The sequence below is a fragment of the Paludibaculum fermentans genome, assembly GCF_015277775.1.
GTDB classification, from domain to species: domain Bacteria; phylum Acidobacteriota; class Terriglobia; order Bryobacterales; family Bryobacteraceae; genus Paludibaculum; species Paludibaculum fermentans.
Window position 1 is genome coordinate 3,709,994 of the sequence record NZ_CP063849.1, and the last position, 24,497, is coordinate 3,734,490.

The 24,497-nt window shown below is 62.7% G+C and carries 22 protein-coding genes; 12 read left to right on the top strand and 10 right to left on the bottom strand.

Translation table 11 applies throughout. The features are described from left to right. Window positions 1-2,088: a S9 family peptidase gene (locus IRI77_RS14460; RefSeq protein WP_194452751.1), complete on the bottom strand. Its 2,088-nt coding sequence runs from the start codon at window positions 2,086-2,088 to the stop codon at window positions 1-3. A gap of 136 nt (window positions 2,089-2,224) precedes the next feature. Here IRI77_RS14460 and IRI77_RS14465 point away from each other — a divergent pair, with 136 nt between their 5' ends. The 4 genes from IRI77_RS14465 to IRI77_RS14480 all read left to right on the top strand — a co-directional run bounded on the left by IRI77_RS14465 (window position 2,225) and on the right by IRI77_RS14480 (window position 6,596). Next, complete coding sequence (locus tag IRI77_RS14465; protein WP_194452752.1) at window positions 2,225-4,375, top strand: anthranilate synthase component I; 2,151 nt, start codon at window positions 2,225-2,227, stop codon at window positions 4,373-4,375. Window positions 4,376-4,377: 2 nt separating this feature from the next. Then, window positions 4,378-4,737 (top strand): hypothetical protein, encoded by a 360-nt coding sequence (locus IRI77_RS14470; protein WP_194452753.1) that lies wholly within the window; start codon window positions 4,378-4,380, stop codon window positions 4,735-4,737. A 164-nt stretch (window positions 4,738-4,901) separates the two neighbouring features. Next, entirely contained in the window at window positions 4,902-6,212 is a 1,311-nt protein-coding gene (gene hpnE / locus IRI77_RS14475) for a hydroxysqualene dehydroxylase HpnE (RefSeq protein ID WP_194452754.1), read from the top strand. Window positions 6,213-6,221: 9 nt separating this feature from the next. Further along, window positions 6,222-6,596, top strand: a complete 375-nt coding sequence (locus IRI77_RS14480; protein WP_194452755.1) for a carboxypeptidase-like regulatory domain-containing protein — start codon at window positions 6,222-6,224, stop codon at window positions 6,594-6,596. Here the strand turns inward: IRI77_RS14480 and IRI77_RS14485 are convergent. The 3 genes from IRI77_RS14485 to IRI77_RS14495 are packed head-to-tail and all read right to left on the bottom strand — an operon-like array spanning window position 6,593 to window position 10,879. Then, on the bottom strand, window positions 6,593-7,222 hold the full coding sequence (locus IRI77_RS14485) for a cyclase family protein (RefSeq protein ID WP_194452756.1): 630 nt from the start codon (window positions 7,220-7,222) through the stop codon (window positions 6,593-6,595). The genes IRI77_RS14480 and IRI77_RS14485 overlap by 4 nt on opposite strands. A gap of 5 nt (window positions 7,223-7,227) precedes the next feature. Further along, window positions 7,228-7,992 carry a 3-keto-disaccharide hydrolase gene (locus IRI77_RS14490; protein WP_194452757.1) on the bottom strand — a complete coding sequence of 255 codons (765 nt, stop codon included), beginning with the start codon at window positions 7,990-7,992 and terminating at the stop codon, window positions 7,228-7,230. Between the two features lie 7 nt (window positions 7,993-7,999). Next, a complete protein-coding gene (locus IRI77_RS14495) occupies window positions 8,000-10,879 on the bottom strand; it encodes a hypothetical protein (protein WP_194452758.1) in 2,880 nt (959 codons plus the stop codon). A gap of 183 nt (window positions 10,880-11,062) precedes the next feature. On the opposite strand from IRI77_RS14495, the gene IRI77_RS14500 reads away from it, so the two are divergent. Next, window positions 11,063-12,433, top strand: coding sequence for a hypothetical protein (locus IRI77_RS14500; RefSeq protein WP_194452759.1), 1,371 nt, complete (start codon window positions 11,063-11,065; stop codon window positions 12,431-12,433). 8 nt (window positions 12,434-12,441) lie between these two features. Here the strand turns inward: IRI77_RS14500 and IRI77_RS14505 are convergent, their stop codons facing one another. Beyond that, window positions 12,442-13,362: an alpha/beta hydrolase gene (locus IRI77_RS14505; RefSeq protein WP_194452760.1), complete on the bottom strand. Its 921-nt coding sequence runs from the start codon at window positions 13,360-13,362 to the stop codon at window positions 12,442-12,444. A gap of 83 nt (window positions 13,363-13,445) precedes the next feature. On the opposite strand from IRI77_RS14505, the gene IRI77_RS14510 reads away from it, so the two are divergent. The 7 genes from IRI77_RS14510 (at window position 13,446) to IRI77_RS14540 (ending at window position 17,994) form a co-directional block, all read left to right on the top strand. After that, the gene (locus IRI77_RS14510; protein WP_194452761.1) at window positions 13,446-14,129 is read left to right on the top strand and encodes a DNA alkylation repair protein; all 684 of its coding nucleotides are present in this window, start codon (window positions 13,446-13,448) and stop codon (window positions 14,127-14,129) included. 4 nt (window positions 14,130-14,133) lie between these two features. Next, window positions 14,134-14,661: a DinB family protein gene (locus IRI77_RS14515; protein ID WP_194452762.1), complete on the top strand. Its 528-nt coding sequence runs from the start codon at window positions 14,134-14,136 to the stop codon at window positions 14,659-14,661. A gap of 38 nt (window positions 14,662-14,699) precedes the next feature. Next, window positions 14,700-15,125, top strand: coding sequence for a hypothetical protein (locus IRI77_RS14520; protein ID WP_194452763.1), 426 nt, complete (start codon window positions 14,700-14,702; stop codon window positions 15,123-15,125). Between the two features lie 159 nt (window positions 15,126-15,284). Next, complete coding sequence (locus tag IRI77_RS14525; RefSeq protein WP_194452764.1) at window positions 15,285-15,665, top strand: YciI family protein; 381 nt, start codon at window positions 15,285-15,287, stop codon at window positions 15,663-15,665. Between the two features lie 22 nt (window positions 15,666-15,687). Then, window positions 15,688-16,107: a DUF1801 domain-containing protein gene (locus IRI77_RS14530; protein WP_194452765.1), complete on the top strand. Its 420-nt coding sequence runs from the start codon at window positions 15,688-15,690 to the stop codon at window positions 16,105-16,107. Between the two features lie 13 nt (window positions 16,108-16,120). Continuing rightward, complete coding sequence (locus IRI77_RS14535; RefSeq protein WP_194452766.1) at window positions 16,121-16,540, top strand: DoxX family protein; 420 nt, start codon at window positions 16,121-16,123, stop codon at window positions 16,538-16,540. A gap of 50 nt (window positions 16,541-16,590) precedes the next feature. Further along, window positions 16,591-17,994 carry a sulfatase family protein gene (locus tag IRI77_RS14540; protein ID WP_194452767.1) on the top strand — a complete coding sequence of 468 codons (1,404 nt, stop codon included), beginning with the start codon at window positions 16,591-16,593 and terminating at the stop codon, window positions 17,992-17,994. 86 nt (window positions 17,995-18,080) lie between these two features. Here the strand turns inward: IRI77_RS14540 and IRI77_RS14545 are convergent, their stop codons facing one another. The 5 genes from IRI77_RS14545 to IRI77_RS14565 form a co-directional block, all read right to left on the bottom strand. Further along, window positions 18,081-18,977, bottom strand: coding sequence for a glycosyltransferase family 2 protein (locus tag IRI77_RS14545; RefSeq protein ID WP_194452768.1), 897 nt, complete (start codon window positions 18,975-18,977; stop codon window positions 18,081-18,083). Then, window positions 18,959-20,839 (bottom strand): Gfo/Idh/MocA family protein, encoded by a 1,881-nt coding sequence (locus IRI77_RS14550; protein ID WP_194452769.1) that lies wholly within the window; start codon window positions 20,837-20,839, stop codon window positions 18,959-18,961. The genes IRI77_RS14545 and IRI77_RS14550 overlap by 19 nt, the downstream gene beginning before the upstream one ends. A gap of 120 nt (window positions 20,840-20,959) precedes the next feature. Beyond that, window positions 20,960-22,279, bottom strand: coding sequence for a Gfo/Idh/MocA family protein (locus IRI77_RS14555; protein WP_194452770.1), 1,320 nt, complete (start codon window positions 22,277-22,279; stop codon window positions 20,960-20,962). An 84-nt stretch (window positions 22,280-22,363) separates the two neighbouring features. Continuing rightward, window positions 22,364-23,710 carry an FAD-binding protein gene (locus IRI77_RS14560; RefSeq protein ID WP_228486747.1) on the bottom strand — a complete coding sequence of 449 codons (1,347 nt, stop codon included), beginning with the start codon at window positions 23,708-23,710 and terminating at the stop codon, window positions 22,364-22,366. Between the two features lie 89 nt (window positions 23,711-23,799). Further along, window positions 23,800-24,444 (bottom strand): hypothetical protein, encoded by a 645-nt coding sequence (locus IRI77_RS14565; RefSeq protein ID WP_194452771.1) that lies wholly within the window; start codon window positions 24,442-24,444, stop codon window positions 23,800-23,802. Window positions 24,445-24,497: the final 53 nt, after the last annotated feature.

Sequence of the window (24,497 nt, forward strand, 5' to 3'; positions counted from 1 at the left end):
CTACCGGGTGGCCGCTGGTGCGCCGCGCTCGTTCCTGGAATAGCGCTCGAAGAACTCCACCATTCTGAGCATGTGGTCCATGCGACGGCCCGGATTGCCTGACCGTGTCAGTTCGTGGCCTTCTCCCGGATAGCGGATGTACTCCACCGGCTTGCCCTGCTGCTCCAGCGCCCGGAACAGCATCTGGCTCTGCGTCGGACCTGTGCGGTAATCCGTGCTGGCATGCAGGATCAACAACGGAGTCTGGATCTTGCTCACATACGTCAGCGGCGACTCCGAGTCCAGAATCTTCCTGGCCTCCGGCTGCCAAGGGAAGCCGCCGAAGGCGCCCTGCACCAGCACGTAGGCATTCCCCTCCCCATAAAACGTCGACAGCTCATAGACCCCACGTTGCGCGGCCGCGGCCTTGAACCGGTTGTCATGGCCCACGATCCAGGCGGTCAAATACCCCGCATACGAACCACCCGTCAGAAACAGGCGATCCTTGTCCACCAACTGATTTGTCTTTACCGTCTCATCGAGAGCAGCCAGTACCTCGCCCGCCGGACCCGCGCCCCAGTTCCTGAAGTTGGCTTTGAGGAACGCCGCCCCATACCCACTGGAACCTCGCGGATTCGCATACACCACGCCGTAGCCCCATGCGCAAAACGTCTGGAACTCGTGCCACATCGAGAACTCACCCGGCCCCCACATCGCCGACGGCCCGCCGTGCATGTCGAGGACCCACGGATACTGTTTACCCTGCTCCGCGCCCTCCGGATTCATGACCCAATACTGCACCCTGCGCCCATCCGGCCGGGTCAGCCACTTCTCCACCGGCTTCACAACAATCTTGCCGGCCAGCCAACTCTCATGTAAGTCCGTCAGCCGCCTGGCCTTGCCGCCCGGCTCCCTGAGATAGAGCTCGTTCGGGTTCTCCGCGCTCGTCAGGGCGTAGACGATCTTGCCCCCGCCGCATGCGAAGAGCTGCACCCCGTTGGGGGACTCGATGAGCATCTGCAGATGCCCGTCCCGAATCCGCAGGAGCGGAAAACCGCCGTGCCATCCACTGGTAAACAGAATGGAGCCATCCGAGTTGTAGGTGATGCCCTGTGGCGTGGCGTCCCACTGCTCATTCAACAGCTTCAGCTCCTGGCCTTCCAGGTTCGTCAGCGCCAGCTTCGGCTGCGAGTAAACAAGGTCGGCGGGATCGGAAACCGTCACCAGCAACTGCCGTCCATCCGGCGTAAACCGGGCCAGTTGCCAGTTGTGTTTCTCGTCGTCCAGAATCGCGTGGTCGCCGTTACCCGCCGCGTCCATAAGCCGTACTGCGCCCCGACGCAGGCGGTCCGGATGCTGCTTGGCTTCCGCAAACGAGCCGTACGCAATCAGCCGCCCGTCTGGAGACCACTGCGGATTGTTGTGCGGCAGGAATCCCTTTGTGATCTGCGTAACTTTGTTCTGCGCCGCCAGATCGACCACAAACAGTTGCGAAATGGTCATCTCGGGCGCCAAGCCCTGTTCGCCCAGGAAATTCATCCGGCTGATGACAGTCGGATTGTCCTTCTGCCCGTTCTTGTAGAGCCAGGCCCGGATCTGCGCCAGATCGCCATCCGGACGCGCCGCCTCCAGTTGCTCCTTTGTATACGCTTCGTACTCACGCCCCGGCCGTTCCAGGGAGTAGGGGGGGACGCCATCGAGCTTCGAGAGCGGAATCGCGCTGCTTACCAGCAGGGCCTGTCCGTCCGGACGCCAAACTACACTTCCGGCACCCTGCTCCAGGCTGGTCACTGGCTGCGGCTCGCCGGGCGCATCCATCCTCAATAGAAAGACTTGCGGCTTCGGCTTGCTCTTCGTGTCTCCGCCCGCCGCATTGTCAGTCCGCAGGAATGCCAGCCACTTCCCATCGGAACTCAACTGCGGCGAAGAATCATTCCGGTTCCCGAACGTCAGTTGGATCGGTTGCGCGGCCGGGTCGTTGAGGTCGACCCGCCAGAGGTGAGTCCGGTATCCGTACTCGACCTCACCTTCCTTGCCTGCATCGGCAAACATCGAGCGAACACCATACACGGCGAACGCCCCGTTGGACGCCACATCCACCGCTGCCACCTGCCGGATCCTGAGAAGATCGGCGGCCGAAATACGTGTTTTTGCCGCCGGTTGGCCAGTCAAAGGCACGAGTCCCAGGAGTAGGAGGCAGAGGAGTCGCATCTCTGCAATGTTAACCTAGAAGAACAGCCCTCCCATGCGAACGCTTCGTTACACCTCTAAGAGCGGGATTGACGTGTCCCGTACGGTGTCACGGCTTCCGTTCAAGCGCGGCCTCGACCATCTGCTGCGCGAACTGGATCACCACCGTGGCATCTATCTGTCCTCGGGTTATGAATACCCGGAGCGTTATGCCCGATGGGACATCGCCAGCCTCTGCCCGCCCCTCGAAATCACCGGCCGCGGCCGTGAGATCCAATTCCGTCCGCTGAACACACGCGGCCAGATGCTGGCCGAGATGCTGTATGCCGCCCTCAAGGATCATCCGCACTGGGAGTCGTTTGGCCTGTCCGCCGGCCTGCTGCAGGGCCGCCTCAAGCCGCTGCCTGCCCTCTTTCCGGAAGAGGAGCGCAGCAAGCAGCCCTCCTGCTTCTCAGTCCTGCGCGCCCTGGTGGATGAATTCCGCAATCCCAAGGACACCCGGCTTTCGCTGGTCGGTGCTTTTGGCTACGACCTGCTGTTTCAGTTCGATCCCATCGAATTGAAGCTGCCGCGCAACGGCCACAAGGACCTGCACCTCTACTTCTGCGACGACATCTGCTTCATGGACCGCAAGCGCGAAGTCATTGAGCGCTATCAGTACGACTTCGACTTCGAATCCATCTCGACGCTCGGCCTTTCGCGCACCGCCGAAGAGATCCCGCCCGTCGCCGCCAGCGCTCCACTGGAGATCATCTCCGACCATGCACCCGAAGAGTACGCCGCCAAGGTCGAAACCGTACGCGGCGGCATGAAGCAGGGCGACTTTTATGAGGTCGTTCTTCGCCAGACATTCTCCGCCGGCTTTGAAGGCAGCCCGTCTGAATTATTCCAACGCATTCAGACCACCAGCCCCAGCCCCTACGAATTCCTGCTCCAGTTCGGAGACGAGCAACTCATCGGCGCCAGCCCCGAGATGTTCGTCCGCGTGGAAGGCCGCCGGGTGGAGACCTGCCCTATCTCCGGCACGGCCCGCCGCACGGGCGATCCGCTGCGCGACCACGATCTGATCCGCGATCTGCTCAACTCACCCAAGGAAGAGTCAGAGCTGACGATGTGTACCGACGTCGACCGCAACGACAAGTCGCGCGTCTGCGAGCCGGGCTCAGTCAAAGTCATCGGCCGCCGCCTGATCGAGCGCTACGCCGGCCTGTTTCACACAGTCGATCACGTCGAAGGCACGCTGGCCGAAGGGTTCGATTCGCTCGACGCCTTCCTATCTCACATGTGGGCAGTCACCATGATCGGCGCACCCAAGAAGGCGGCCGCCCAGGCCATTGAGAATCTGGAAAAGAATGCGCGCGGCTGGTATGGCGGCGCGGTGGGTATGTTGTCGTTGAACGGCGACATGAACACCGGCATCCTCATCCGTACCGTTCACCTTAAGAACGGCCTGGCCCGCTATCCCGTAGGCGCCACCCTTCTCTACGACTCCATCCCCGAAGCCGAAGAGCAGGAGACCCGGCTGAAGGCCACGGGCTTCTTCCGCTCCCTGCAGGTGAAGCCCAAAGCCGCTGCCGCCAGCGTGGAAACGGAAAACTACGGCCGCGGCATCAAGCTGCTCCTGGTCGATAACGACGACTGTTTTATCCAGACCCTGGCCAACTACGCGCGCCAGACCGGAGCCGAGGTGGTCACCTACCGCAGCGGCTTCCCGCTCTCGCTGATCGCCGAGATCAAACCGGACATTGTCATGATCTCCCCCGGGCCTGGCCGCCCGAACGACTTCAACGTGCCGCAGACCGCCCGCCACGCCGCCGCGCTCGGTATCCCCGTATTCGGGGTCTGCCTGGGCCTGCAGGGTATTGTGGAAGCCTGGGGCGGCGAACTGGGCGTGCTGCCTTACCCCATGCACGGCAAACCGTCGTGGGTGGAGCACCGCAATCTCGGTGTCTTCGAAGGACTTCCGCCGAAGGTCAAAGTCGGCCGCTACCACTCGCTCTACGCACTGCGCGACAAACTGCCTGCGTGCCTGGAGATCACCGCCGAAAGCGAAGACGGCATCATCATGGGCGTTCGCCATCGCGACCTGCCCGTGGAAGCGGTACAGTTTCATCCCGAGAGCCTGCTCTCCACAGACGGTGAGCATGGCCTGCAGATGATCCGGAACATGGTCAAAATTTACGGGCGCGCCAAAGTAGCCCACTGACGATGTACCGGCAGTTGTTGATCGGAATTATTGTGGGATGCACGGCCGCGGCCGTGACCTGTGCGCTTTATATGGATCTGTGCAGCCTGATTTTCCGCTGCGGCTGCGATCATATGTGGGGTGCCCGGGATGCCCATTGCAATGTGCACAGCCTCACCGGCAAACACTGTCCCTGGTGCAGCATCGGACAGGCCGGCCACGGCATCTTATTTGGTGTGGTCGTTGTGGCTCAGCTGGTGCTGGGCATCTTTCCACGACGCTGGAGTTGGGGCAAACGGCTGGCAACCGCGCTGGCTGCATTCCCCGTACTAGGCTGCGTGGAGGGCGTAACTCTAGGTTGGATCACTGGGTACTGGAACTAGGGTGCCATTGCGCCCTAAGGCAGAAGACTGAATACTGGAAAAACCATGGACCTATCCGACGCCATCTACATTCTCTTCCTCTTCATTTGCGCCTGGTTGGCCATGAACTGGGATTCCAACGGTGGCGGTGGTAAGCGCTCCCGCCTCCCCGTCATGTCCTGAAGATGCCAAATGTTCTCGTGCTCGGCGGCGGTCTCGCCGGGCTTTCTGCTGCCGCGGCCCTCGGCCAATCCGGCCATCAGGTCACGGTCCTCGAAGCACGCCATTTCCTGGGTGGTCGCGCTACGTCCTATCCTCTGCCCGCCGACGAATCCGGCGAGGTGATCGACAACTGCCAGCACATTCTGCTGCGCTGCTGCGTCAACCTGCTCGATTTCTATCAGCGGCTCGGCGTCGAGCAGAGCATTCACTTCCATAAGGAATTCTTCTTCATCGAGCCCGGCGGGCGCACCTCCACGATGAAGGCCGGCATCCTGCCCAAGCCGCTGCACTTCACCGGCTCGTTCGCAACCCTTCACTTCCTGTCGCTTTCCGACAAAATCGCCGTCGGCCGTGCCCTGCTCGCCATCCAGAGCGAGTGGCATACCCGCAAGGATCTTGACGCCATCACCATGCTCGACTGGCTCAAGGAAAAGCACCAGCCCGCCCAGGCCATTGAGCGTTTCTGGCGCCAGATCCTCGTCAGTTCCATCAACGAGGAACTCGACCGCATGGCCGCTTCCCATGGCTTCCAGGTCTTCTATCTCGGCTTTCTCGCCTCGTCCAACTCGTATCAGATGGGCGTCCCCGCCGTTCCGCTGGGTGAACTCTACTCGCAGGAGGCCTGGAAACGCATCCCTGGGGTCAACATCCGGTTCCGCACCCCAGTCACCCGTATCGAATTCGAGGATGGCCTCGTCAAGGCGGCCTACTCCGGCGACGAGCGCTTCACGGCCGATCACTACATCTCCGCCCTGCCTTTTGAGCGTCTGGCCCTGCTGGCAACTCCGCTCAGCATCGATTACTCGCCGTTCGAGCATTCGCCCATCACCGGCATTCACCTGTGGTTCGACCGCCCGGTGACCGATCTGCCGCACGCCACCCTGCTCGATCGCACGCTCCAGTGGGCGTTCAACAAGCAGGATGGGCGCTATATCCAGTTGGTCGTGAGCGCCTCGCGCACTCTCACTGATTTACCGCGAAACGAAGTGATCGATCTGGCCGTCCGAGAATTAAAGGAGTTCTTCCCTGCCGCGCAGAACGCGAAGCTTGTGAAAGCACACGTCGTGAAAGAGATTCGCGCCACCTTCTCCGCCAAACCCGGCCTGGAACTGCTGCGGCCCGAAGCCCGCACCAATGTCCCCAATCTCGTCCTGGCCGGTGACTGGACCCGCTCCGGCTGGCCGGCCACCATGGAAGGGGCCGTTCGTAGCGGCTACAAAGCGGCCGATGTCGTTTATCCGGCCGGAAGAGCCCTTCTGCCCGACATCGCTTAGAATTAGAATATGCGATCGCGTTTTCTCGCTCTGATGGCCCTGCTGGTCTTCGCCTTCCCTGTGTTGGCGGACCCACCCATGACTTCGCTGAAGATCGAGGTCAAGACTTATACCGAGAAGCCCATCGATCGCGCCAGCGTGATCGTGAAGTTCTCGCCCGGACGGAACTACGTCAAGCTGGGTAAGCGGACGCACACTGCGTGGCAGATGAAGACCAACCAGGAAGGTGTGGCGAAGATCCCGCCGCTGCCCCAGGGCAACATCCTCATCCAGGTTATCGCCAAGGGCTACCAGACGTTCGGCCAGACCTTCGAAGTCAATGAAGCTGAGCGCACCATCGAAGTGAAGCTGAACGCCCCACAGCCGCAGGTCAGCGCCCACTAGGGCAATCGTCGAATCAAAGCACGGGCCGGCGATCCGTCCGAGCCCGGAATCAGCAAAGGCAGACACACCAGTTCGTACGAACCAGGCTCGATGTGTGTCAGCACCAGTCCCTCGATGACGTAGATCCCGGCGCCCAGCAGCGCCACATGGGTCTCCCGCAGGTCATTCTGGAAGCCGCCCACCGACAGGTAATCCACGCCCACCATCCTCACTCGGGCAGCGGCCAGCTTCAGCGCCGCCTCTTCCGACACGTATACGAACTCTTCCACAAACCCCGTCTGCGTCAAGTACTCTCGTGAGTTCCGCGTCTTGAAAATCACCCGAGCGCCCGGCGGCAGATCATCCGGAACGTGCCGCGCCCGCACGGCCTGCGGGTCGTCCACTTCAATCACCACGGCCGGCCCCATCAGTTGATCCAGCGGCATGTGCTCCATGCTCACGCCATCGGCAAGAAAGTGGCGCGGCGCATCGACGTGCGTCCCGCTGTGAGCCGTCATGCCGAGCACGGTCAGATTGAACGGATCGCCCCGATCCAGGGACATGGTTTGTTCGACGCGGACAGGCGTATCGCCGGGCCACACGACCATGTCGCTCCGGATAGGCGTGGAGATGTCGATCCAACTCATGCGGTTTAGCGTTCCGGGATCTCGCCCAGCGGACGCCAGTAGATGTTGCGGAAGGCCACCGGACCATGGTCGCCCTGCAGCATCAGCGGATTCGTAGCCGCTTCCGGAATCTCCATATGCGCCCGCGTGCCTTCCGGCACTTCCACATCCCGCTGCACTTCCACGCCGTTGAACATCACCAGCAGGAACCGTGCATTCTCCGTCTTCTTGCCGGAAGCATCGAACCGCGGAGCGCGGAACCAGATGTGATACCGCTGCCAGTTGCCGGGCGCCAGCATGGCATTCACCTTTGGAGCGGAGCCGCCCACAGGCCGGTTATTGATCCAGCGGTGATAGACGGCCGCGCAGTCGCCAGTGGTCAGATCCTGCGATCCGAAGCTATCCAGAATCTGGATTTCATACAGCCCATGCAGGTACACACCGGAGTTCGCACCCTTGGGGATCATCCACTCGATGTAGAGTTCGATGTCGCCGAACTTCTGGTCGGTGACGAAGTTCTGCGTGCGGCCATTCTTCCCGTTCACCATACGGTCGCCCGCGCTACCGACGAAGGACAGCGCCTTCGGCGAGTACATACGGTCGAAGCGGATCCCGCGCGCCGCCACCCACTCGTGTGGCTTGGTGGGATCCATGGCGTGCCACCCTTCGAGGTTCGTCCCGTTCAACAGGGGCTTCCATCCCTCCTGGGTGAGGTAGGGTGCGTCCTGGGCCCACAGCCCGAGCGTCGCAACGAGGACGCCGGCGAAGAGAAGAAGACTGCGTCTGAACATGGGGACATTATTTCACGGCGCCGCCGGGAGGGGGAGCGCTTTCATTCGGCGGGGGCGCAGCCGGTGGAGGCGGTGGCGGGGGCACCTCGATCTGCACCGTCGCCACAAAATAGGGCCGGGCCTGCGCCGGGTCCGGATAGAACCAGCCGGAGCCCTCGTTGTTCAGAATCTCGAAGTAATACTGCAGGTCCCAATGCGGGTCGGTGTCCTCGGCCGTGAGTGAAAACAGCGCGTGCTGCGGCGGCGCATCCATCGCCTTCCAGACGGCCAACTGATTCAGCGGCCGGTAGTGCAGACGCACCGTCTTCACGTTGTTGAATGGGTATACCCGCAGCAGCAGTTGGATGGGCTTGCCGGCAAAAATCAACTTGGGCGCATTGTGCTCGATTGTGGGCTTGGCCACCGGATTCGGCCACCGCTGCGGGATGGGCGGCGGGGCCGCGTTCTGGAGGATCAGTCCGCCATACTTCCAGGCCCCCTCCGGCATCGCCACATCCAATACGCCGGCCTGTGCCCTGACGACCTTCTCGTCCGCGGAACCGTCAGGTTTGATCAGCAGCGCCTTAAACTCCTCGCCCTTCACTTTGACCCGAAAGATCTGTCCGCCCGTCCCCTCAATCGAGTCCCCCAAGAGCAGATTCGCGGGTAGATTCCTGGGATCGCGGGCAACAGCCCGCACCTCCGCGTACGGCACCAGCGGCAGGGCGTTGGCCGTCAGACCCCCGGCTTGTACCCACCCGTAGCCTCGCTGCTCATCAAAAACCGTCTCCGGCGACACCGCTGCGAAGCCTGCCAGAACGTTGCTCTGCTCCACCGACCGGTTCTGCCGGTAGCTGTTCTCGCGCGCATCCTTCACGGGCCCACCGAAGTCGAACCCATAATCCGCCCGCCCGTACTTCTTCCAAAGTTCCACCCGCTCTTTCAGCGTCTGCACATCGTTTTGCGGGTAGGCAAGCTTATCCTTCCAATGGCCCACATCCTCGGGGCCGAAGGCCATCTCGCCGGGATAGAGTCCATCAGTGAGTTTCACCAATTGCAGCCACACCAGCAGCGCACCGGACACCTCCCTTTGCGCCGCATAGAGCGCAGTCTCGTCATTCGTATGCTCAAACCACACCAGATGATCGGCCGCCATCTGCTTGCGCCCGTGATAGCGCGCCAGCAGCGTGAGGACGTCCAGATCCGGCTTCGTACCAGACCATTCCTTATGACCGTCCCCCAGTACAGCCTGCGCCCGTGCAACCGCCTGCTCCGTAGCCAGCGCGTACGAGTGGAAATGGTCCGCCGTCTGCACCGCCGTATGCTTGGCGGACCCGCGTCCCTCCAACCGGTTTCGTGCGTTCTCCTCGAACGACGCGACATAGCTCCAGTCGCTGGGCCGCACATCGGCATACGAATCAATCAGGCCGCCGGGGTTGATCTCCGGCCAGATGTACATATTCGGATCGGCGAGATGCACCGCCACGATCTCGTTCAACACCTTGCTGGCGTTCCGCGTGGCCTCAAAGACATCCTTCCCGGCCGCTCCGAAGCGCCGCTGGAACTCGTCCATCCACACCCGCTCAGACTCTTCGGGGTTGTAGCTGAGCCGCCCCCACAACAGGTAGAACAGCCAGTAGCGCTCCCACTCCCACTTCCAGAACACCCGGCCCTGCTGCGCCTCAGTGAAGACACCCCACTGGCCCGGACGATTGCCGAAGCCCTTCTGCGCCAGAGGCGGATCGATCTCGAAGCCGGCCGCGCCACTCATGGGAAACGTGGCAACCGCGCGCTTTACATACTCCGGATCGCCCCACATCAACAGCCGGTGTGAACCCAATCCCCACAACTCCCAGTAGAACTGCCACAGCCGCGGCCGCTCGGAAACCGGCGGCTTCTCCAGGAAGTTCAGGAACGAGTAGTTGGGCCATGTCTCCGCCGGCGGATAGGGCCGCCCCAGATCCTCCGCCCAATACTTCGACGACAGCCGCAGCGGCACCTTCGCGTTCAGCGCGGCCTCCATCAGCCCGGACTGCATGAGCCAGCCGCGCAGGTCCAATTGCACCAGCCGCCCTGTGTCCCGCAGGGCCTTGAACACATAGTCGCGATAGAACGCCACCTGCCGGTCCGCCGGAATCCCAGACTCGCCATTCGTCCGCATCTGCACACTGCGGATCCCCGGGCATGCCTGCAGCACCATCTTCAACGCCGCGTACGAATACGGCCCGATGTTCTCCGGCGTCAGGCCCTCCACACTCGGCGTCATGCCGCGCTGGATATCGTGCTCCCAGACACCCAACGTGAAATCGATGCCGTACTCATTCGCGGTCTGGGCAATGAACTTGAGCGTCTCCAGGTTCTTCGCCCGCTGCTCCGCCGTCACCCCCTTCGCACGCACCTGCGGGAACTCCGGCACCTCCACCCAGAACGGATACGGCGGGGCCAGGTAATCTGTCTGGTGCGCAAAGACGAGATTGAACCGGTTGTAGCGGTTCCGCGCCAGCATCTCGAAGAACGCGCGCCAGTGCTCGTGGTCGTAATACCAGCCGCGCTCCAATTCTTCGTTGTGCAGAAACCAGCGAATCCCGCGCATCTGGTTCGGCGGATCGACCTTCGCCGGAGCCAGGTGCCCCAACCGCCGGATCTGCTCCGCCGCCTCCAGCAGCCCGTACATCAGCCCTCGCTGGCTGCCGCCCCGGATGATGTTCCCGGTGATGGAGAAGCCGTCCCCGGACAGCACCATTGAAAACTCAGTGAGAATCTGATTCCGTTCCGGAGCCAAGCCCCGCGCCTCGAGGGCCTTCCGGTACTCCGCCATGCCAAAGTCGAGCGGCCCCGCCGCCCACAGCCCTCCGCAGGCGGCCAGCAGGGCAATCGCGGTCTTGAAGAACCAGGAGGTGAGATGCACGGCGGCCTCCATTATAACGGCGGATCCGAGCCCTCAGGCGGCCGGCACGAGGAGTGGAATTTCCGGATACTTCGCCAAAACATCCGTAAATTCGCCGTGAAGCAGCGCGGCAAATTGCTCGAATTCGGGAACCGGCACAACGCGCTCAGTGTCTCAATGCACAACGGTCAACATGGAGACGCCATGCCTTTAAGTCTTTCCGTTGTGGCAGGTCCGCGCCCGGTCGAGGACTTGGCGGAACGGGATCTGCCCTGGCTCCCGTTCGCCGCCTGCCTGCTGGCCGGACTCGCCGCCGCAGCCCTCACCGCGCCCAGGCCGCAACCCGTCTCCGATCCAGCGGGCTGGACCATCTGGAAGGCACTCTTCGCCGTGGCGATCGCGGCGGGCGCCACCGCCCTCGTAGCAAGGCTCACCCTCCCCTACTTCACCGCCTGTTCCGATGAGCAGGCCTCTGCCCTCGCTTGGAGATCCGCGGCCATCGGCGCATGGTTCGCCCCCATCGCGGCGATCGCCGCGCAGAACTCGCTGCTGGCGCTGCCGGTGGCATTTTTCTGCGGCCTGGCTGCGGGCCGCCTGTTGCGCGGCTCCGCGCGGCTCATCGCGGAACCGGGAGCCGCCGGGGATGACGAACCAGCCATCCTGTTCACCGCGCGCTATCCCAGCCAACTCACCCGTGAACTGGCTTACGCCGTCGCGGCGGCGGCCATCCTGGAATTCTCCGCGGCCTGCTCCGTTGGAGGCTACTTTCTGGCTGCCGCGATTCTGACAGGTACCGCAGCTTCGCTAATCGCTGCCTCGGCGCCGGATACGCAGGCCCCCCAGGAAGACAGCCGCCCGTGGCTTCGCTTCCTGCTCCAGGCGAGCCTGGCCCTGGTGCTGGCCTGTTTCGCGCTGATCCCTCTGCCGGCTTTCCGCGCAGTCAGAAGCCATAACGTGGCAGCCCGCGGGCCTGATGCGGCAGGCGGCCCATCCAATGCGGATCTCATCTCCGGAGCGATCCTTCTGGCCGACAGCCGGAATGCCGCCAAACTCAGCATCCCTATCCCGCACGGCCGCGTGGGATCAGCCCGGCCTCGGGCAACCCCACCCTCGGTACTCGCCTTCTCCGGCCTCTACTGGATCCTCTCACCGCCTCATCGGCGCCCCTCCGCCAGTGCCAAGGTCTTTCACGACTCACCGGTCAGCTACAGCTTCACCGCCGGCCATCACGGGTTCCTCACCATGCAGGCCCACCAGCAGCTGCCCTCTGCCGTCGACCCGCGTTGCTGCTCGGCCCTGGAGGTCACCATCGAAACCACTGACCCCATGCCGCAGTCTGTTGCCTTGGACGTCGTGCTGACAACCTCAGAGGTCCACCAGGCTCCTCGTCAGTCCCTCGGCGTGCAAAGAGTCGCCGGACCGGGCGAATCCGTCCTGCGCTTTCCCATCCCGGTGCATCCCACCATCGACAGCTTCGACCGCATCATCATCGATTTCCGTCTTGGCGGCCAGCGGTTCAATCGGAGCGCCAACGTCGCCATCCGAAGCTTCGCCTTCGTTCCGAAGGGGCAGTGAACCGCCCCTCAGTTCTGCGGCATCGGTTGCGGCAGCATTGGATGCGGCTGTCCCATCGGGAAGCCCGGCGTGTGCGCCAGGATCCCCAGGAACACATCGATCTGGTCATCCCAGAAATCCCACGAATGCACGCGCGGCGAGATCTCCCTGTATTCATATGGAATCTTCTTGGAGGCCAGCAGGTCCACGAAATCCCGGTTCTGTTTGATCAGGAAATCCTGCCCGCCACAGGCGATATACAGCAGCGGCATCTGGCCGGCCGGAACCTTATCCAGCAGCTCAAACGGATCCCGTTCCTTCCGGGCTTCTGATTCGGCGGCGCCGAACAGCGCGTTCATCTCCTCGGTCCGCTTCCGAGCCTCCGCCGTAGCCGTCGCCGGAACCGCCATGGGCGCGCTGTGCGAGATCGCCAGGGCTCCGCTAAACGCACCAATCGCTGCGAAGCGCCCGGAGTGCTTCAAGCCCAGGAACATCGCTCCGTATCCGCCCATCGACAACCCCGCCACCGCCCGCGCGCGGCGCAGCGGAATGCTGCGATAGTTGCTGTCGATGTAAGGGATCAGGTCTTTGACGATCATGTCCTCATACTTCGCCGCTGGATCGGCCGCGCTGTTCACATACCAGTTGCGGCCCACGTCCGGCATCACCACGATGATCCCGAAACGGCTCGCATAGGCGGAAACATTGGTCATGAACGTCCAGGCCGTATGGTCGTCACCCAGGCCGTGCAGCAGGTAAAGCACCGGGTACCGGCGCGTCGACTGCTGATAGTCCATCGGCAGGATCACGTTGCACAGGCGATCGGCATTGAGCGACTCGCTGTGGTACTTCATCGTCAGGACGTTGCGCGCCACCACGCCCTTGCTGACTTCGGCGGCCTGCACAATGCCAAGCACGGCAATCAGGGTGAATAGAATTCGGGAAATCATGCTGAGGCGGAGTATATCGCAGAGCGCCACCAGCGACCCGGACTGTTATCCTGTCCGGTGATCGGATATCGAGGAGAGCCACCATGACCCTGCAGGAAGCAATGCAGACGCTCGAGTCGCTGGGCACCGAACAGGCCCGCAAGATCTACCGCCGCCACGGCGCAGTCGAACCTATGTTCGGAGTCTCGTTCGCCAATTTCGGCAAACTCCAGAAAAAGATCAAACAGGACCATGCCCTGGCCGGTCAGCTCTGGGCCACAGGGAACTTCGACGCCCGCGTCTTGGCCACTATGATCGCCGATCCGCAAGCCATGACTCCGGCCGAACTGGACCGCTGGGTCAAGGACCTCGAGGGATACTCGCTCACAGACTTGTTCGGGAAGTTCGCCGCCCAAACCCCGCATGCCCGCAAAATGCGCGAGAAGTGGATGAAGTCGAAGGAGGAGTTCACCGCGCAAGCCGGCTGGCTGCTACTCTCCTACGCCATTTCCGGCGGCGAAGATCTCTCGGACGAGTACCTGAAGGAGACCCTGGCCTTCATCGAGAAGAACATCCACAAATCGATGAACCGCGTGCGCCACTCCATGAACGGGGTCATGATCAACATCGGGATTCACCGCGAACCCCTCCGCCCTCTGGTGCTCGTCACCGCGGCCCGCATCGGCAAAGTTGTGGTCGATCACGGCGAAACTTCGTGCGAAACGCCGGATGCCGCGTCTTATATCGCAAAGACCTTGGCGCACTATGCCAGGAAGAAGGGAGCATGAACTCATGACATCCAGACGCGGCTTCTCACTCGCCCTGCTGGCCGCCCCGGCAGCCGCGCAATCAGACAGCGCAACCTCCGAATACCTCGGGGAATTCGGCTATACCGCCCAACACACAATCGATCTGGCCAAGGCGTTCCCGGCCGGGAAGTTCGGCTGGAGACCGGCGCCGGGAGTCCGTTCCACCGGAGAAGTCTTCGTTCACCTGGCTGCGGGCAACCTGATGCTGCTCGGCAAAGCCGCGGCGCCCGGCTCCTGGCCCGACGTGAAGGAGATTCAGGGCTGGGAGAAGACCAAAGCCGCCAAGGACCAGACGGTCGACCTGCTGGTGCGTTCCAAATCAGCGGTGGAGAAGGCCTACGCCGAATCCGGCGCCGCCGGCTTGTCCACGAAGGTGGACTTCTTCGGCAAACCGGCCACGGCCAATGCGATCTACCTCCGCATCCTGGCCCATACCAACGAACACCTAGGGCAGATGATCGCCTACGCCCGGATATCCGGCGTGACCCCGCCGTGGAGTAAATCCGAATAGTCTTGATTGAATCAATTCGGCTATCGTAAGATAGAAACATGACCAAGTCAGTCATGTTCGCCATTGCGGCGCTCAGCGCCCTTCCCTGCTTCGCCTTCGACCAGCCCAGGATCGTAGTTCTCGACCGTGCCCGCGACTTCGCTCCTCACATCCGGACCGCGGCCGAAAACCTGAAGCTGAACATCGAATTCCACGATACGCACACTAACCCGCACTTCACAGTAAATCTGGGCCCGAAGTTCGAGACGGCTGCAGCCCAGATCATGCACCGCAAAGTGACCGGCCGGGCCGAAGACGCCAGATTGGAACTCCGCGAGGCGTCAACTCGTAAGGTCCTGACATCACACGAATTCCGGATGGGCACGGATGAATCGTCGCGCCGCACTGCCGCTAAGGAGTTCGTGCGAAAGCTCAGCAAACACTTGGACCTTGCCCAGCCGGCCGCCTCCGAAGTCCGGGAATAGTCTCCTCAACCCCCGCGAACGTCCCCGCACGCCGCTCCTGGCGTGCGGGACTCCCTCCTCCGAAATATTCCTCTCTCCTCTGTCGATCTCTCATTCATTCACTCGACGTCAAGTTAGAGCGCGGCTTCGGCCGCGATTGGAATGAAACGGAGAACGGCAATGCGATTCATGCTGATGATCAAGGCTACCCAGGAGTCAGAGGCGGGCCTGCCGCCCAGCCCGGAATTAATGGCTGCCGTCGGGCAACTGACACTGGAGGGGATGAAATCCGGAATCATCATCTCCGTTGGCGGCTTGGGACCCAGTTCCCAGGGCACGCGCATCCGGGCGTCCAAAGGCACTCTCAGCGTGGTCGATGGCCCCTTCGCGGAAACCAAGGAATTGATCGCGGGCTTCGCGGTGATCGAAGCCCCGACCAGGGAGGCCGCCGTCGAGCAGGGCCGGCTCATGATGGACCTCCACGTGAAAACACTCGGACCCGGCTATGAGGGCGAGTGCGAGGTTCGTTCGATGTCTGAACCGCCGCCGTGCAGCCGCTGACCAACCCCCTTCGGAGCCAGCCATGGACAAATCAACTAAATCGAAATCCGCGGTCACTTCAGGATCCTCCGCCAAGCCCGGCAGCGTCGAGCAATGGGTAGCGCGGCTCAGCCCCGAACAGCAGGCCATCTTCGCCGAGGTTCGGGACACGGTAGCCCAGCAGGCGCCCGCAGCGGCCGTGCTCATCAAGTGGGGTCACCCCATCTGGGATTCCGGCGGCCCCTTCATCCTCTTCAAGCCTGCCACCCATCACGTCACCCTGGGGTTCTGGCATGGCACCGCCCTGCCCGATCCGGAAGGTCTGCTGGAAGGCGAAGGCGGCAGCGTGCGCCACATCAAGCTGCGCGTCCCAGGCGACCTGCGGAAGTTCCCGGTCGATCAATGGATCCAGAAGGTTCTTGCCCTGAACGCCGAAGTCGGGGATGCCAGCAAACGGAAGTAATCAGGAGATCAACATGAACACCAATTCAACCGCGCAGATTGCCTCCAGGAAACGTCTCTGGACCGGCAGGGTCATCACGGCCTTGCCCGCCCTGTTCCTGCTCGCCGATGGGGTAGCTAAACTCTTCAAACCCGTGCCGGTAGTGCAAGGCACCTTGCAGTTGGGCTTCACGGAGGCCGTCATTGTACCCCTGGGCCTTCTCCTGACAGCCTGTACGATCCTGTATCTCATTCCGCGCACCGCCGTCCTCGGAGCCGTGCTCCTCACTGGCTACCTGGGTGGAGCCGTCGCCACTCACCTGCGCGCTAATCCTTCCTGGTTCACGCTTCTCTTTCCGGTGATGATGGGCTCACTCGTCTGGTGCGGACTCTGGTTGCGGAACGGCCGGCTGCGCGCCATGATGCCTGTCGTTGGGGATCCGCGCGCAGTCTGATGCCGCCGCCCCGGCCGCTTCCGCCGGAGTGTGCGGGTTAACCTGTTAGCATGCCGAGCCGCCGCTCCGTCCTGGCCGCGCCGTTCCTCCTCCTGCCTTCCCGCGCCGCCGCCAGCCGCACTAACGTCGTGATCTTCATGTCGGACGACCACGGCGCCTGGGCCAACGGCTGCTATGGCTGCGCGGATATCCAGACACCCAACATCGACCGCCTGGCCGCCACCGGAACTCGCTTCACCGGCGCCTACGCCTGCACTCCGGTCTGCTCGCCCAGCCGCATGACGTACATGACCGGCCTGATCCCGTCCCAACACGGCGTCCAGGACTACCTGCAGCCCAGCGACAGCTTCGGCCCCACGGCCACCCGGTTCCTGGACGGCCACCCCACCTGGAGCGAAGCGCTCGCGGCGCAGGGCTACACGCTCGGCATGTGCGGCAAGTGGCACATGGGCGACGACGACAAGGCCCAGCGCGGATTCTCCTATTGGCACACCGTGCCCGGCGGCGGAGGCACTTACCGCGACCCCGAGTTCGTCACCAACGGCACACGCCGCAAATTGACAGGCTACAAGACCAATCTCGTCACCGACGGAGCGCTCGAGTTCCTGGACACAGTCAGGAACAAGCCATTCGTCCTGCACCTGCCGTTCTACGCCCCGCACACGCCGTACGACTACCAGCCAGAGGAGTTCCGCGAGCCCTACCGGAGTTCCAACTTCTCATGCTTTCCGGATGCGCCCAAACACCCCTGGCAGAATCCGGAACTTGCCCAGCACCACGGCCAGCGTGCCAGCAAACTCGGCTACTCCGCCCTGATCACCGGCATGGACCACAACATCGGCCGCGTCCTGCAGCGCCTGGATCAGATGGGTGTTCGCGAGAACACCCTGGTTATCTTCACGGCCGACCAGGGCTGGAGCGCCGGCCACCACGGCGTCTGGGGCAAAGGCAACGGCACCTGGCCCTTCAATATGTACGAGGAAGCCCTGCGGGTCCCACTCATCTGGACCCACCCCGGCCGCATCTCCGCCGACCGTGTCATCCCGTCGCTCGTCTCCAGCTACGACTTCTTCCCTACGATCCTCGACTACCTCGAGGTCCCGGCGCCGAAAGGTGGCCGCCGGCCCGGCCGCAGCTACACGCGCCTCCTGCGCGGCGAAGCTCAAAACTGGCGCAATCGCCTCTACTTTGAGTACGCCAACGTGCGCGGCCTGCGGACGCAGACCTTGAAGTACATTGAACGCACCGCTGAGTTCCCCAGCGAATTGTACGATCTCGAAGCCGACCCCGGCGAAACGAAAAGCGTCCTCCGCGACGCGGCTTATGCTCGAACCGCGGCCACCCTTCGCACCGAACTGGCAGGGTTCTTCCGCTCTTCCGGAGCGCCCCCCATCCAGGACTGGCGGACCACGGTCCGCCACCAGTTGCACACTTATCCTCCGCCACGGCAGTGAGCTGGAAAGGCGCTTGGCACGGAGTGCTCGGGAGCTCCCGCCGCACGTTCCCGTCAGTTCGTCATTCCAGGACGCGCCAGGCTCTGTCAATTCCGAAGATTCGTCGGCGACATCGGCCGCGGATCGCGGTACGGCAACCGCAGGCTCTCCCAGAAAAATCCGGCTGTGTTCGCCAACTGCCACGCTGCCACCAACCCGGCTGCCAGGACAGGATTGGGCGATTCCCGCACCGGCCGCACCAGCCAGTCGTGGACCCGCCAGCGGAACGAAACATCCCGCCTCAGCCGGCCCAGCCGGCCCCTGTGGAACTGCGCCGCCCCACGGCCATATTGGAAGTGCTGCCGGCAGAAGGTCCGGAAGGTGAGCGCGTGGAAGTGGTCCACCACAGCATCCTCCGCCGTCACAATCCGCCCGCCGCCGGCCAGCCACCGTTCACAGAACTCGCGATCCTCGCTGGCCACCCGGAATCTCACGTCCAATCCGCCGCAAGCCAGAAACCGCTCGCGCGCCACCACCAGATTATCGGTCGCGAAGAACCGCGCATTCTCCGGATCCGGATTGAAATACCTGTACGCCGCATCCAGAATCGACTGGCTGGCCTGGGAGTACGCATTCGTTTTCAACGCATTGATCGTGACCCCGCCAACCAGCGCGCCAGGATGAGTCCCCAGGACGCGCTTCATCGCCGCCAGCCACCCGGGCCGTGGACGGCAGTCATCATCCGTGAACGCCAACCATTCGCCGCAGGCTGCTTGCGCACCCAGATTGCGGCCCGCCGCTGGGCCCGAATTGACCTGCCTGACCAACCGCACATTCCTCCCCGATCTCTGCACCGCCCGCTCATCCAGTGGCGTCGGGCTGCCGTCGTCCACCACCACGACTTCGAAGGCCTCCGGGGGATACACCTGCGCCGCCAGTGCATCCAGGCACTGCGCCAGCGAATCCGGCCGGTTCCACGTCGTGATTACGACGCTGAAGTCCACAAGGCCCTCTCTTGCTGTTTGACGTGGTCAGCGCGATTGAACTCGTAGAACGCCAGCCGCCGCATCGAGTCGCCCGCACCCCACAAATACCCGGCCATCTGACCGATCCCGTCCAGGATCAGCCCGAAGGTCAGCATCGGCAGCATCTTCCAGAACAAGCCGCGGCTCCGGCCTGGCTTGTACATCTCACGAGCGCATCGCCACAACCGCACGGCCGGAATCAGGGGCGAAGCTGCGGCATAGAACCACTTCCGCTTCCAGCTCCACGACATCGCGCGCGAACCGCCGAACAGGCGTCCGCAAAGCAACTGCACCGGAATCCACACGCTCAACTTCGAGTAGTTGATGTGCCGCGCGCGCGCCGCCGGCTCCACTCTCAGCGGGATCCCATTGGCGCTGAGTTCGTAATGCAGCACCGTCTCCGCCTCCAGCAGCGCCTCCATCCGTCCGCCCAGTTCCAGCAGGATGTCGCGCTTGTAGCAACTGTTGTGCCCCGGCAGAAAGTCGGGCGAACACGGCGCCATTGGCTCCATCCAGGGCCCGTAGCCGATCAGGAAATCGCACCAGCTCACGAGCGTATCGGGATTGCCGTTCCGCATCACCGGTCCGACCACTGCATACGGACCTTCGTGCGCCGCCACCAGGGCCGCCGCCCAGTCGGGCTCGGGGAAGCAATGATCCTCGGTGAACACCACCAGCCGGCCGCGCGCTGCCCGCACCCCTGCCGCATTGGCGTGCGCGATCGAGCGGACTTCGCCCAGTCCGATCCGCTGCACCGACGCGAAGGCCTCCGTCTCGCCGGCGGGCCCACGCAAAGCGGCCTCACTCGGCCCCACCAGGATCAGCTCGAGCTTGCTCGCCATGGTTTGCCGGCGCAGGTAGGAGAGCGTCGTCCGAATGGCTTCATAGTCCCGCGTCGTCGAGCACACCAGCGAGAGTGGATATTCCACAGGCCGCGCGTCCCAGCGCGGAGCCAGCGGCAGTTCCATGGCCGCGTCCAGCATCGAGTCCAACGCCGCCACGCCTTCGGCTAACGTCGCCCCGGTCCAAGGCTGGCCTGCGAGTGCCGTCTCGAAGGCCTGCCACTGCCCAGTGTAGGATTCCTTCATGCGTCTATATGGAAAGACGCGCGCCGAGCCCGTTTTGCCGATCACCTCAATGTCAAATCTGTCGGTGGAAGCGAGGGAAAGGACGGCGGAAACCACGGCGCCGCGCGACGACCGTCCGTGGATAGCCACCGTCTGATCGTCGATCCATTCAGAGCGCCCCGTGGCCTGGATGCCCTCAATCTCCGAACCCAACAGCCACTGCCACAGATCCGCCACATGGATCCCGAGGTCGAGCATCGCGCCCCCGCCCTGCTCGCGCCTCCGCAACCACGCCCGCGGACTGAGAGCCGAGCCCGAGGTCCAAACCACATTCACCGCTTCGATGTCGCCGAATTCGCCGCTGGCCAACCGGCGCTTCAGTTGGATCAGTTCGGGATGATGGCGCTGATTCAATGCCGGCACGCACAACAGCTTCGACGCGGCGGCCCAATCCAGAATCCGGTGCGCCTCTTCGCGTGTGGCCGCGGGGGGCTTCTCCAGCAGGACCGCGCGCCCTGCGCGCAAGGCCCACTCAACGGCGTTGGCATGCGCTACCGGCGGCGACGCGATGATGACCGCATCGCAATCCACTTCGCCCAGCATTCGTTCAATCTCGGTGAATTTCCGGGAACAGGCGATCGCGGCCAGGTTTCGCTCATTCGGATCCGCCGCGGCCACCAACCGGATGCCGCCTGCCCGCCGCAACGCAGGCAAATGCAGATTCTGGGCAGCCCAGCCACAGCCCACCAGCGCGACACGCGTTTCCTTCAACACGCCACCATTCTCGCATTCGGCGGCAGCAAGGCAGCAGCTTGAAGACAGTTCCGGCCCGGTGGCGCTTGCAACGGAACCGCCATCGGGCCGGAGTATTTCCCTCAGGAATTCGACTCGAACCTAGACCACTAACTTCCAGGGTGCGCGATACTTCTCCACCAACGCCGGCTTCACCGCATCCTGTTTCACCGTCCACTCCTTTTCATCCCAATCGAGCCACGTCTTGTGGCGCATCGAGAGATTGGCCAGGATGCAGGTAGCGGAGGAGCGGACACAAGTCTCGATGTCGCTGGTAGGCCGTTTCCGCGACTTGATGCACTCCATGAAGTTGCGCCAGTGCGGTACATTCATCTGGCTCATCTCTTTGTCTTTTTCCCAGGTCTGCGGCTCCATCTTTGACGGGTTGTTCGGAATCAGCCAGCAGCCCGAACGGTTCACCATCAGGCTCGCCTCGGTCCCATGAATCGTTGTCGCCGCGCCCTGCGTCGTCCCGAACATCGGCAGCGGGTTGCAGGTCCGGCTCTCGTACGAGCTCAGGAATTTGGGATAGCGGAAAGTAGCCAGCATTGTGTCCGGCGTCTGGACATTGTCCTTCACATAGAACTTCTCGCCCATGGCCGATACAGACAAAGGCATCACTTCGTCAAAACACTGGTGCAGCGGATCGATCAGGTGCACACCCCAATCCGTCATCGCGCCGCCGGCATAGTCCCAGAAGTAGCGGAAGGTCGGGAAGGTGGTGGTCTTCACACCCCAGCGATTGGGATTGAACGGCACCTTGGGCGCCGGTCCGAGCCACATATCCCAATTCAGGTCGGCCGGCGGCGTGGTGTCACCCGGATCCCCGAATCCGGCTTCCTTTGTAAGCCCCGTCTGGAATGCGTGGCAGAACGTGATCTCGCCGAGAATGCCGCTCTTCACCAGTTCGGCCGCCTTCTTGAAGTAGCCGCCCGAGCGTTGCATCGTACCCGCCTGCACCACACGGTCGTACTTTCGCGCGGCCTGCACCATCTTCTTGCCTTCGTTGATGTAAGTGCAGGCGGGCTTCTCGACGTATACGTCCTTGCCGGCTTTGCAGCCTTCCACTGTCATGTAGGCGTGCCAATGGTCGGGCGTCGAGACGCAGATCGCGTCGATCGATTTATCGGCGATAATATCCCGGAAATCGGTCACGGCCTTCACCTGCACGCCTTTCTTGGCGGCGGCGGAAACGGCCCGCTCCAGGTGCGGACCATAGATGTCGCACACTGCGACGGGCTGTGCTTCCGGAACCTGCATCGCGTAGGAGAGGTTGCCCGAGCCCATGGCCCCGAGGCCGATAAATCCCACCGCAATGCGGTCGTTGGCGCCCCGGACCCGGCCGGTGAACAGCGAGGTAGTGAATGCGGCGCTGGCGCCGGTGAGAATGCTTCTACGAGGAATGGATGGTGTGTCTGGCATGGGCAACTCCCGAATGAATGAATCGATCCCGCCCTATGATCATACGGCGATCCGCGGCGGCCGGAGTGGGCCCCATTCAAGCCGCTACCGGTTGAACAGGTTGGTATCCAGGAAATCGTTGCGAAACTTCCCCGCCGGGTCATACTTCGCCGCCAGCGCAAGAAACTGCGGCAGCTTCTCATACCGCGAACGCAGCTGCGCCGGCGCGATGGTGAACAGCTTGCCCCAGTGCGGCCGGTACTGAAAGGCCGAGAGCTCCTTCTCGATCACCGGCAGAACGCTCCGCACCGCCGGCCAGTCCGGCTTCCAGGTGAAATGGATCGCCACGCTGGGCTGTTTGTAGCTGGCGCTCATCCACAAATCGTCCGCGGCAATCGTGCGGATCTCCGAGATCAGCAGATGCGGCGTAATCTGGTCGCGCAGCCGTTCGACGGCCAGGATGGCATCGACCGCATTCTTTCGAGGCACGAAGAACTCCGACTGCAACTCCTTCCCGGCGCTGGGTGTGAAGCCCATGCGGAAGTGCGGCAGCCGCTCGTACCAGGGACCCGCCACACCCAGCTGTTCCGTACAATTCACCGCCGAGAGCTCGGCAATGGGGTGCAGGTTCTTTGTGGCGCGCTTCGCGCCAAACAACTCGGCGGGCGCAGCGAAAGGCGGCCCGTCGCCCACCTTGCTCTTGATCCAGACCTCGTTGATCCGCTGCTTCTGCCAGTCGGTGAACAGGCTCACGCTGTACCCGCTGGCCTGGATCGCATCGAAGTGGTCCCTCATCTGCGACAGCGGCAGATTCTCGTAGACCCACTGCCGTACAGAAAACTTGGGCTGGATGTCGAGCGTGATCCGCGTGATCACCCCCAAAGCCCCGAGCCCCACCACCGCACCCCGGAACGTGTCGCCATCGGCCTTCCGCGAGAGCGTCACCACGTCGCCCGCCGCCGTAACCAACTCCAACGCCGCGACCGCCGTAGCCAGATTCCCGTTCTTCTCCCCTGACCCGTGCGTGCCCGTACTGCACGCCCCCGCAATCGAGATATGCGGCAGCGATGCCAGGTTGTGCAGCGCAAAGCCCTTGCTGTCGAGATACGGACCCAGTTGCCCGTACGTGATGCCCGCGTCGACAGTCACGGTGTGGGCCGCGGCATCGATCGCGACCACCTCGTGCATCGGCTTCAGCGACAGCAGGTTGAACTTGCTGTCGGCGATGGAGTTGAAGCAGTGCCTGGTGCCGAGTACCTTCACCTTCTTCTGCGCTCGCAGGCAGGTCTTGATCTGATCGACGGAGAAAGCTTCCTGCAGCCGGTCCGTGCTGTAAGTGAGATTTCCGGCCCAATTGGCCAGCTTCTCGTGAGCCATCCAGGCGGACATGGGTGTGGTAACCGGAGCGGCCCCCGCGGCCGAGAGCAGTTTGAGGAAAGTTCTCTTATCCACGGTCGCTCAGGATATCAGATAAAACTGGTATGGATTCAAGCGAAGGCAGACGAAGGGGAAAATCAGCTGCGCGTTCAGGACAGTCGCGCTCAGTTGCCCTGAGGTCCGGCAACCGTGACTTCCTTCCGCGACACCTTCCCAGCTTTATCGCGCATCTCCATAACTACAACCGTCCCGTTCGCCGCCTGAGTGCAGCGGCAAGTCACCGGACTAAGATTGGCCAGCGAGTCGCTGACGATCTCGTCTTTGACGCGGTCATCCGTCTCACGCAGTAGCATCAGCCGGGTCACTGGCAGCGAATCCTCGTCTTTCGGATAGGTCCGGCAGATCAGATTTCGGCTGACCCGTTGCTCCCACTCGGGCACAACGGGATCACTGATGGGAGTCAGCGCAGTCCAAATGAACAGGCAGGCCAACCCCAGCCCCAACACCATAGGCATGTGAATCAGCATCATCAATGCTGATCTCACGCGGAAGGATAGGATCCAACCGAAGGTGAGCAGACACACGGGCACTGCAAAGAGGACCACCTGGTCGTGGCCGATAACCATGCCTGCGCAGGCCACAGCCAGATAGAGGCCTACCAGCAACACGATGGCGGCCGCGCCGGCCGGACCGGGCTTCGATCTGACAGAACCAAGCCGCCACGCGAGCACAATGGTCCCGGCAATTACAGCAAAAAGCCCGGCTCGAACAAACCAGAAAATCGCCTGCGCCACCCAAGGTTTCAACATTTCTATCGAGTATAGCTGCGCCAATCTGATTCAGGCATTGCGCGGCATAAACC